The organism is Cyanobium sp. Maggiore-St4-Cus, from assembly GCF_024345615.1.
Taxonomy (GTDB): domain Bacteria; phylum Cyanobacteriota; class Cyanobacteriia; order PCC-6307; family Cyanobiaceae; genus Cyanobium_A; species Cyanobium_A usitatum.
The window spans coordinates 298,405-308,943 of the sequence record NZ_JAGQBL010000001.1 but is presented as its reverse complement, the minus strand read 5'-3'; the positions used below and the strand labels follow the sequence as shown (position 1 = coordinate 308,943).

At 55.8% G+C, this 10,539-nt stretch carries 9 protein-coding genes; all 9 read right to left on the bottom strand.

Annotated elements, in window-relative coordinates; translation table 11 throughout:
- The coding region (locus tag KBY99_RS01740) for an FkbM family methyltransferase (protein ID WP_254996932.1) at positions 1 to 738 on the bottom strand (738 nt) is incomplete at its 3' end.
- 4 nt (positions 739 to 742) lie between these two features.
- Positions 743 to 2,539, bottom strand: a complete 1,797-nt coding sequence (gene asnB / locus KBY99_RS01735; protein ID WP_254996930.1) for an asparagine synthase (glutamine-hydrolyzing) — start codon at positions 2,537 to 2,539, stop codon at positions 743 to 745.
- Between the two features lie 42 nt (positions 2,540 to 2,581).
- Positions 2,582 to 2,917, bottom strand: coding sequence for a glycosyltransferase (locus tag KBY99_RS01730; RefSeq protein ID WP_254996928.1), 336 nt, complete (start codon positions 2,915 to 2,917; stop codon positions 2,582 to 2,584).
- Positions 2,918 to 3,585: 668 nt separating this feature from the next.
- Positions 3,586 to 4,566 (bottom strand): GDP-mannose 4,6-dehydratase, encoded by a 981-nt coding sequence (locus KBY99_RS01725; protein ID WP_254996927.1) that lies wholly within the window; start codon positions 4,564 to 4,566, stop codon positions 3,586 to 3,588.
- Positions 4,566 to 5,483, bottom strand: a complete 918-nt coding sequence (locus tag KBY99_RS01720; protein ID WP_254996925.1) for a glycosyltransferase — start codon at positions 5,481 to 5,483, stop codon at positions 4,566 to 4,568. The genes KBY99_RS01725 and KBY99_RS01720 overlap by 1 nt, the downstream gene beginning before the upstream one ends.
- Before the next feature lie 238 nt (positions 5,484 to 5,721).
- Positions 5,722 to 6,894: a glycosyltransferase family 4 protein gene (locus KBY99_RS01715; RefSeq protein WP_254996923.1), complete on the bottom strand. Its 1,173-nt coding sequence runs from the start codon at positions 6,892 to 6,894 to the stop codon at positions 5,722 to 5,724.
- A complete protein-coding gene (locus tag KBY99_RS01710) occupies positions 6,891 to 8,360 on the bottom strand; it encodes a hypothetical protein (protein ID WP_254996921.1) in 1,470 nt (489 codons plus the stop codon). The genes KBY99_RS01715 and KBY99_RS01710 overlap by 4 nt, the downstream gene beginning before the upstream one ends.
- Positions 8,357 to 9,631 (bottom strand): glycosyltransferase, encoded by a 1,275-nt coding sequence (locus tag KBY99_RS01705; RefSeq protein ID WP_254996920.1) that lies wholly within the window; start codon positions 9,629 to 9,631, stop codon positions 8,357 to 8,359. The genes KBY99_RS01710 and KBY99_RS01705 overlap by 4 nt, the downstream gene beginning before the upstream one ends.
- A 169-nt stretch (positions 9,632 to 9,800) precedes the next feature.
- Positions 9,801 to 10,523, bottom strand: coding sequence for an FkbM family methyltransferase (locus KBY99_RS01700; RefSeq protein ID WP_254996919.1), 723 nt, complete (start codon positions 10,521 to 10,523; stop codon positions 9,801 to 9,803).
- Positions 10,524 to 10,539 lie beyond the last annotated feature (16 nt).

Sequence of the window (10,539 nt, the reverse complement as noted above, 5' to 3'; positions counted from 1 at the left end):
CAGCTGTCGAGTCCAAGGATTGTAACTATAGATTGAAAACCCAGCCTCCAGAAGACACTGAGCACTTGGTTCACTGCGGTCTTCACAGAGAATCGCGGCAGGGGGAGCATCGCGAAGCGTCTCTTGAGCGCCAGCAAGCAGGGCATGCTCGTGGCCCTCCACATCAAGCTTCCAGCAAACCGAATGGCGGAGGGCTGGCAGCTGATCCACAGCCAATACCGGCAGCTCCTTCGAAAGACCAGGGTAATCAGCTGCCACCACCTGATTCATCGAATCGCGGTCGATGCTGAAAAACAAGCTGCCTTCTTTTGCTCCTACAGCAGCCTGGTGAGGATGCACTAGATGGCTAATTTCATTGAGCTCAATGTGAGCAAGAAGGCGCTGATAAGTAGCAGGAACCGGCTCAAAAGCTTCAGTATGGCAACCAACAGCCCCTGAAGCCAGTACGGTATAGCTTCCAACATTAGCGCCAATATCTGCAAAAGAATCTTCAGGGCGAAGGAGATGCAATATAAAAGCCATATCTGGCCATTCATGCAAACCACAATAATAATTGCCAGTAATTCCAGCCATGCGTGGCTCCAACGCAAGGCGGGTATTATTTACCCAAGGCAATACAAAAGATTTTGAATTAAAGCGATACCGCAGCTGCCAAAATAAATAACGGCCATAAGCCGCCGGTCGATTTCGGCAGCCAAGTGGATGATTCCATATCCAAGGGAGGGTGAGTCTAAGCATTGATTCAAACTAGCTGAAGATCAAGATGCTCCCGCAACCAATGGTGCATGACCATCAGCCCCCAGCGCCGTGCCCAGCTGGAAAGGTCGAGCGAAGCGGGAATAGGCGGCAGTGGGAAGGCATTGGAACCGGGGCGAAGCGGTGACGACGAGGCATCGAACCACTGCTGGAACGGGAAGGAGAAACCCTGCTTCGGGGCTGGCGCCAGCGCTGCCATCAGCTCTGGAAGAGCTCTGCGCAGGAGCTGCTTATCTGGCATGGTGCGGATGCTGGAAGGAATATCGGCAACCGAACGGAAAAACCCTTCATCCACAAAGGGAAGCCGAAGCTCTAGGCCATGGGCCATCGAAAAGCAGTCGCTATCTCGCAGCAGCTGCTGCCCCATATAGGAGCTGGTTTCGATGCAAGAGATGGCATCAGCCAGATCAGCTGGCGTTGAACGCTCCTTTTGTTCAGAGGTGGCAAAGCTTTGTAGGCCCCAATGGCGCAGCAATAGCTCCACTTCAGCAGGTGCAAATAAGCCTCGCAGGCAGCGATGGGCAGCAAAAACCGTGCCAGGCCCAGATAAAAAAGCTGCCAGCCGCTGACGCTTGTGCTGGCTTGATCGAGACAAGGCGTAGGCCAGCAAAGGCCGCAACACACCCAGGCACTGATGCCACTTCAGCAACTTTGGAATGGTGGTAAAACTCGGATAGCCTCCAAAAAGCTCATCGCCTCCGAGGCCACTCAGCACTACCTTCAAGCCTTGGTCAGCAGCCAATTTAGCTACACAAAAGGTATTGAAACCGTCAACACTAGGCTGGTCTACGGCAGCCAGAAATTGGGGCAACATTTCAGCCGCCTGATAGGCATCAAGCTGAAGTGCAACATGCTTACTGCCAAAGTGCCTGGCAACAGCAGCAGCCCGTGGAGATTCGTCGAAGCCTTGCTCACAGAAGCCAATCGAAAGGGTGGTGAGATCAGCATGAGCTGCCAAGGCGAGCAGAGCTGAGCTGTCAAGCCCACCCGAGAGAAATATACCCACTGGCACATCGCTGAGCAGATGGGCTTTTACCGAGGCTTCAAGCGCTTGCCGCGTGGCCAGGGCAGCCTCCTGCATTCCCAGTGGAAAACTTGACCCGTAGCTGGGCTGGAAGTGGGGCTGGATCTGCCAGTGGCCGCGATGCCATGTGCCAATTGCCCCTGGTGGCAGGCTAGAGATACCAGCGACCAGGGTGCGTGGCTCTACCAGGCTGCCGGCGCCGAGAAAATCGGCCAAAGCCTCCACATCAAGGCGCTTTGGAATCAGACCGGTGGCAAGCAGGGCTCGCACCTCTGAAGCAAAAAGCAGCTGCCCCGTCTCTCCCCGCCATAGGTAGAGCGGCTTAATGCCGAAGGGATCGCGGGCAAGCAGGGCTTTCTGCTCTTGCCGATCCCAAACGCAGAAGGCATACATCCCCCGCAGCTTTTGGAAAGCAGCCAAGCCAAAGCGAGCGAGAAGCTCCAGCAGCACTTCTGTATCGCTGCGGGAATGGAAGTGATGCCCCAAGCCCTCTAGCTCTTGGCGCAGCTCGTGCTGGTTATAAATCTCACCGTTGAATACCAGCACATAGCGCCCGCAGGCGGATTGCATCGGCTGAAGACCCGCCGGTGTGAGGTCTTGAATTGCCAAGCGGCGATGCAGCAAGCAGGCCTGATCAGTGGCAGGATCTCGCCATACTCCCTGGCCATCGGGACCGCGATGATCTAAGGCCTTGCCCAGCTGGAGCAAGACTTGATCTGGCAAGCCGGGATACCCAAGCGCTCCCGCAAGGCCACACATCAGGCCAATAGCCGGGGCATATTTAGAATAGCAATATCAATTCTAGTTGTCAAGCTGGATTAGTTTTTTTTTCGCCAGCACTCGGCGCTGTTCCTCGGCGGCGAGTATTTGCTCTAAGCGGCTACAGAAGGCTGGAAATCCAAAGGCTCCAGCTACCGCTAGTGAAAGGCCAACTGGATCAAACCAAAGCGGCCGGCCATAGCGGCCAAGCAAGGCTTCTAAAGGTGGCGCAAGCGGCAAACGAGGATCCACCAGCAGGCCAAACTCCCCATCGGCAAGGGGATCGCAAGAGCCATCGCGATTGCCAGCCAGGGTGGGCAAGCCACAGCCCATTGCTTCTAGAAACACAATGCCAAATCCTTCCTTCTCGCTGGGCAACACTTAGGCAGCCTGGTAACAGCACTGCAGGATGGATATCGAGCTGATGCACGAGCTGGTGCAGTCTGGGGGAGTCTGGGGGAGTCGTCGCCGTCGCCGGGGTATGGCTGCGGCGCAAGTCCGCCATGGAGACGATCACGCGATCGAGTTGGTTTTGGCGATCGCTAACGCTGAGGAGTGCGAGGGCGAAGAACAGCCGCAGCTCGGTGCTGAGGCCGTAGCGCTTCAGGTCAGCGGCGGGTCTGGGGCCGGACCGAAAATGCTCGGCGTCGTAGATATTGAGCGACATGGCCGAGGGGCAGATCATGAAGCAGGCCGGGGCTATCGCTATTGGCGATAAGAAATAGCCTCGATCCCGAAGTGCCTCAGGGCTGCTGGATTAGACAGCACAGCCTGGCGGGAGCACCACAGTGGGGTCAAATTAGTCGAATGACGTCAAGGACGCGCGAGGGTCAACATTGACTTTGGGGTGGGATGATCCAAGACCCGTCAGGATGTACGTAGGTCAAGATGAGAAGACATGCCAAGAGGGAGATACCACTCCATGGAGCTCGCGAAAAACGATGGCGAAACCTCCCAGTTTGCTAGGACGAGCTGACACCGAAATGAAGAGATGGTGATTCACTGGCAAGTGATGGCTGATTTGTCCACGACACTGACAAATCGTCTCAGGCTGGCATGACCTGGCCACTGTGGAGAAGCTTCAAACGCTCCTCAAGGATAAGATCCATGGCCCCAAAGGCATCATAATGGCTCGTCCAGGATAATTTCTCAGTCGCGTATGAGGGCGCACCGTAGATATCTTCAATTTCTGCGGGTCTGTAAAGAGAGGCATCAATATGCAGCCTATCTGTAGAAACATTCATACGCATGAATACATGATTAACAATATCCCGAAGGGAAACGGACTTACCGGTGCAGATCAGTTGATCCTCGGGCTGACCCTGATGCAGCATCAACCACATGGCCTCGACATAATCTGGTGCATATCCAAAATCGCGACGAACATCAAGATTGCCAAATGAGAGAGAGGAGACACTGCCAGTAGAAAGATCCAATGCCCCATCCATGAGCTTGCGAGTGAAGAATCCCTTTTTGCGAAGCATGGATTCGTGGTTGAACAGGATTCCAGACACAGCAAAAATGTTGTAGGCCGTGCGATAGGATCTAACTAACTGATGCGCCGCCACCTTAGAAACGGCGTAAGGGCTTATAGGGTTAAACAGTGTTGTTGGCTCCACGCAGGCATTGGTGACATTGCCGTACATTTCGCTACTGGATGCGTGGTATAGACGAACATCTGGAGACAGCATTCTGATCGCCTCCAGCCAATTCATCACAGCTTCCAAATTAGCCTTAATTGTGACTGCCGGCTCCTGAAATGATTTTGAGACGCTACTCTGAGCCGCCAGGCTGTAAACCTCTGAAGGCCTTACCTCCAGCAGAACTCGTTGCACCTCAATATAGTCGAGTAACTTTACCCTAAGAAGTCTTACCATTGGCAAGATACCTAGATAAGAAAGATTCCAAAGACTGGAATAGCGTGAATCGTCGAGGATACCTACAACCTCATACCCTCGATCCAAAAGAAGCCGCGCTAGGTAGCAGCCATCTTGTCCAGTGATACCTGTAATCAGGGCGCGCCGCATCATGGTTTAACGTTTTTATTAATGATAGACTGGTAGATTTTCAAATACTGTATTGCAATCGCATCTGGAGTGAATCGCCTGCAGTTCAGCTTCCCAAGCTCAATCAACCTATTCCGATAGGCTTGATCTTCGATCACCTGTAGCACGCCTTTACGAATTGAGGCCACCGAGAAAGGATCAACAAGGGCAGCGCCATCACCAGCGACTTCAGGCATTGAAGTGCAATTACTTGTGACCACGGCACGCCCGACTGTTTGTGATTCCAAAATCGGCATTCCGAATCCTTCGAGAGTGGAAGCAAAGACGACAAGGTCTGCCTTGTGAAATTCATCTACAATTTCGGACTCACTCAAGCCACTATAGTTCTCGTACGAAACATGATGTTCTTCCAGAATCTGCCTGAGATCAGGGCTGAGGAGGCCAATCAGCACAAGAGTACAATTCACTCCTCGCAATGCTTGCACTAATCGGGGAATGTTCTTGTTTGGTTTAGTGCCGATCTGCAAGATACGGGGTTTTTCACGGTTGAAGGTTTTGGATGAGGGGTGGAAGGAGGGAGAGATCGATACTGGTACAACATGAATGCGGCTCGGTTCAAGGTCAGGTACCCAGGTCAGCAGGTCATCCTTGACCGCTTGAGAAATCACGGTCAGCGCGGCTGCACGTTTGAGTGGATGTTGAAACCAGAATTGGCGCAAAATTTCGCGTTTGATGCCCTTGAGCTGATGCAGTCGGCCGCAGTCGGCGACCGTGACGACCGTGCGCGCAGGGTCTGTCCCAAGAGCAGCGAAATGGATATCACCTGCAATATGCAACAGATCGGCGTTTATGCGACTCGCATATCTGAGAATCCTCAGTCTTTGTAATAGCCCTTTGCTGGGATATGGAGAGATGCAAACCTCCACGTTGACCGACATCCGAGAGAGGGAATCACGAACTCTCTCGAAGTAGCCTTCAAGGCTGTAGCAATCTTCAAATGGACGCCTACAAATTAGGGCTATATTCATAGCGGATGGCGGACGACTGACTAAAGAATAAGTTCCAAAAGAGAATAACAACTTCAGGCAAGCATTCGTCTTGATTTACTACTTGAATGAGGAAGCATGGCTAAATGTTTTATTACAGGATGATGCCAGTGCCCCGTGACAGGCTCAATCATCGCTGTAGCAGGGTGAGAGCCTGCATTAGACCTGCGGTGGCCTGGTGGTAGCTGTAGCTATCAATATGTTTACGCGAGGCCATTCCCATCTGGAGAAGCAGATCGGGGTCGGAGAACGCAACCTCTAGGGCAGCCGTAAGGGCCATTCGATCCCCGGAGGGAAAGATCCAGCCGGTTTGGCCCGGGATCACCAGATCGGGGCCGCAGCCCACATGGCTGCTCACAATCACGGTCTTGGCCAGGTTCATCGCTTCGTTGATGCAGAGGCCCCAGGTTTCGCCCGGGCCATAGGAGGGAAGCACCACCAGATCGGCCAGGGCGTAGGTGCGGGGCATGGCGGTTTGGTTCTGGAAGCCCTGGAAAATTACCTGCCCTAAACCAAGAAAGGTCGCCCGGCGTTTCAATTCAGCCTCCAGGGGCCCGGCCCCCACAAAAACCAGCACCGCGGTGGGGTGGTGGAGAGCCGCAAAAGCCTCGAGCAAATCAAGCGGCCGTTTCTTGGCTTCAAACTTGCCGGCGAAGAGCACCACCGGTGCAGCGGCAGGAATCCCCAGCTGCTGACGCCAGGCACGGGCGGCCCGCTCTGCCTCAGGGGCGGCAGCCTGAAAGCGGGCATTGTCTACCGCGTGGGGAGCCAGGAACAGGCGCCGGATACCGTTGCGCGCCATCCAGGCGGCATTGGCCTGGCCCACGGGCAGGCCGGCGGCGAAGCGGCGAAACAGCAGGCGGCGCAGGAGCAGGGCCAGCAGGGGCTTGAGGCCAGCACGGGGGGCGAGTTGGTGAGAATCCCCGCGCAGCAGCAGGGGCACATGCCAAAGGCGGGGATCGAGCAGCAAGCCCAGATGGCTGCGGTAGGCGTAGCCAAACAGCAGCACGGCATCCGGCCGCCAGCGCAACAGCTCACCGGCCAGAGAGGGGTTGTGCAGCCCAGCAAAGTGATGGGTGCCGGGCTCGCTGGAGCAATTAGCCACGAAAGTGTGGGTATAACCCTCCAGCAACGGCACATCCCACTGCAGCTCCTGACCAAAGCCACGGTCGAGCTGAGGCGACACGCCGAAATCCCAGAGATAGAACACCTGCAGAAGCAGGCCCTGCTGCTGAGCTAGCTGGCGAAACCAGGGGGCGTAGTACTGAATCGGGTGGCTAAGCACTACCGCGAGGCGGATCATGCGAGCTGGCTACGGCGCGGGGATTGGCGGCCAAACCACCAGCCGACGAGCATCACCACCACCACGATCTGAAAAACTGCGGCTGCAAATGTGGAAGCAGCCATTTCATAGGTGGTGAGCCAGAACACCGTGAGCGCCAAGCTGAGCAGCCCCGGGGTAGAAAGAATTAACTGACCGCGGCCAAGATTCTCGGTGATGCGCAGCAAACAGCCTGTGGAAATGCCCATCAACAAGGGTCCGAAGCTGCTGCCGAAATTGCCCACGCCTTCTGCAAGAAATCCCCAAGCGATGTAAACCTTCTCGGTGTCTTCCACCGAGCGCTGGCGGCCGAAGTGGAGGTTGAGTAGCACCTGGCCTTCCTGGCTGCGACCCTTATTGGGGTTGAGGAAGCGTGGCACCAACGCTTGAGGAATTGCGCTGAGGCTTCCACCGCCTAGGGTGGGGGTACCGGCTAAAAGACCCTGCTGGACATAAAGCAGATTTTGCAGATTGTTGAAGCGATCGGTGAAGATGTTGCCGGGGCCGTCTTCTCCGGCCTTGCTCACCGAAGCGAGGCTGACCTCCACCCATTCCTGGAGGAGCACAATAGGATTGCTGGGCATGGAGGCTCCCTGGCTCCAATAAATCCCTCGAATCGCAGCTTTGCCGGTATTGAGAAAACCGATCAGAAAAAGGCCGGCAAGGGTGATCGCCAGAGCTTGGCGAGAGCGCCCCAGCCATAAGCCCAGCAAGGCAGAAAAAATTATGCCCTGCAGGCTGGAGAGCAGCAGACTGCCAAGGGAGACAGCGAGGGGCACAACCAGCAGCACCAGCCAAACAGCGCGACTAGGCAAGCGACCCTGGGGCCAGGCATAGGCGCCGGTGAAAGCACCTGCGATACCGGCTAAGCCAACAAGGGTGCGCAGCGGGGTAAGCAAGCCCTGGGCCAGGGCGCCTGGAAGCTGCCAGTAGAGCGGAGAATTGAGCAGCAGCTGGAGACCAGATGCGATCGCCAGGCTCCAGTGGGGCAGGAAACCCGGGTTGCGCAGGGCATCGGTGAGGGGTCGCCGGGGTCGCATGCGGCCCAGCTGTAAGGGTGTGAGGATCCAGCCAAGCCAGAGGGCCAGGAACCAAAGCAGCAAAGGCAGCACACAGCTAGCCAGCAGCTCCCCAGTGATCAGCACACGCCAATCCGCCACGATCTCGCGAGCGAATAGGGGGCTAGCAAAAGACAATGCCTGGAGCAGCACGTAAAGCGGGAATACGGGCAACACAGCTGTGGAGCGAGCTGAGCTGACAGCCATGATCGCGAAACCTGCCCCCACCGCAACGAGATAAACAGGCAGGCGCTCTGGATTGGTAAAAAGCAGCAGCAGGGCCAGCCCGGCCGCTAAGGCGGCTAGAAGGGGCAAAAAGCGCCTGAACAGGAGGCTCCAGGCAAGAGCCAGGGAGGCAATTGAGTCGCTGGGTACGGAAGCAACCGTCATCGGCATTGACGCAGGAAAGCCACCAGCTGTTCAGCCTGGCCTGCTGCAGTGTGGGGGCGCAGGGCCTGCCTGTCGAGCGGCAATAGCTGGGCATGGCGATCGCTCGCGAGCCAGGCACCAGCAATGCGGCTGGCCAGCAAATCGGTTGTGGTGTCGCTGGAAAAGGACACCAGCTGACCGCCGCCACAGCGCTGCAACAGCTCACACACCAGGCTTTGCTCGTGCATAACTGCCAGCAGGGGCCGGCGGGCCAGCAAGTAAGGCACGAGCTTGGAGGCGGTGTAGCCGGGGTCGTTTGACCCCAGCACCAACAGGGCATCGGCGGCTTTCAAAGTGGCCAAGGCGCGTGAGAGGGGCAGGCGATCGGTGCGCTCCTCCACGATTGCGCTTAAGCCGAAGCGGGCCGCCAGGGGTGCAATGGAGGGGATGCCGCGGCCGGCGGGGGCATAGGAGGTGCCGAGGAAGTGGAGGCGCAGGCGCTGACGCAGCTCGGCGGGGGCGTAGCGGGCGATGGCCTCAAACAGTCCGCTCAAGGCGGTGTGCAGATCGGCGCCACCGCGACCAATAGACACCCAGTGGATAAGGCCGTCGCGGGGATCGAAAGGCAGTTTGCTGGTGGGGATGGCATCGAGGTGCTGGAAATCCGCTTCGCTGCCGGGGAAGGGCAGCACCATCGAGGGAATGGGGGAAGCAAAGGGATATCGGGCTTGGAGCTGGGCGGGATAGGCGGCGCTCACGGCGGTGTAGCCGGCGGCGTGGCGCAACACGCAAGGCTCCTGAATGCGATGGAGACGGTCCACCACTGCGTATTTGAGCTGCCCACCTGGTGGGATGATCTCGGGGTGGAGGCGGTAGTGGTCGTTCACCCAGGGGTCCTGGTAGTCGAGCACGAAGGGCACACCGTGGCGGTGCTTCCAGAGGGGGCCGAGGCGGAAGCAGCCGAATTCGGTGGTGGAGAAGTAAACAAGATCAAAACGGCGCTGGCGCAGCAGCCGGCTACCGGCGCGGGCGAGGGCTCGGTGGCAGCGGGCATCGATGCTGCCCAGGCCAGGCAGCCGGGCCAAGTGCCGCGAGAGGCCGCGAACACGGTGGATGGGCACATCGGAGGGAAGATGGGTTGCCTGCCAGGAATCGCATTCGCTTGCGCAGCAGATGGGATCCACAGTTAGGAGCTCAGCGTTGCAACCCTGGGATGCCAGGTGCGGCAGCACCATGCGCAGCCTCTGACTGTCAGCGGCGCTGGTGGGCGGAAAGCGCGGGGAAACCAGCAAGAGATTCAAGATATTTTCACCTGGAGAAGTGAACCCTGAGAAGATGAATATTCTTTAACTATCCGACATGAAGGACCTGAACCGGAAGCGATAGCTACACAAAAGCCGCTTCAAAGACATGGGGAAAAAATAAAAAATATACCATAAATTCTTAACCCAATGCGGCGGCTCAAATTCTTGATTTAACAAATACCAAGTTGAGCTCTACAATTTCCGAGGTTTCTGCGTTTCTTGAAACAGGCGATATTGACGAAATAGAATAGCCCGCTTTGCACATAAAGTCATATAAATCCTGAAAAGTAGCTTGCTCCTCGTAAATCGGTATCAAAGGTGCCTCAACGCATACAATTGGGCATAATGCCAAGGCTGCAGGGGAACTTTGAATAATCTGATAGTCGAGCCCCTGAGCATCGATCTTGAGCACAAATGACAAAGCATCGTCGACGACAGGAGCAATTAATGAATCAAGAGTGGAAGTAGAAATATTCTTAGTTTCCTTAAGAATTCTGAGTTCTTGAAAAATTTTAAGACCCTCTGGAGAGGGCTTTAAAAGACTCGAAAAGTCAGGAGATCCGTAAATATACAGTGGTGAAATACCACAAGACTTTGCTACAGCTGCATTAAAGACATGAACATTACGAGAAGGGAATTCTCTTGCAAGCATACTTGCCATCGCAGCCTGGGGCTCAATAAGCAGAACTTGCTTAAAGTCACAAAAGGGTTTAAGAGATCTATAGAATGCTCCGCTGCAGGCCCCAACATCGATAAGCCCATTAACGGGATAATGCTTTGAAGCAGAAATAACCTGCGGTTCTAACCGCTCAAGCCCATGAGGCCAAGTGATGAGGTCAAGGTTAAAACGCCGAAAGATAGAACGAATGGCCTCCTTCATGAAAAAAAGCGTCAAA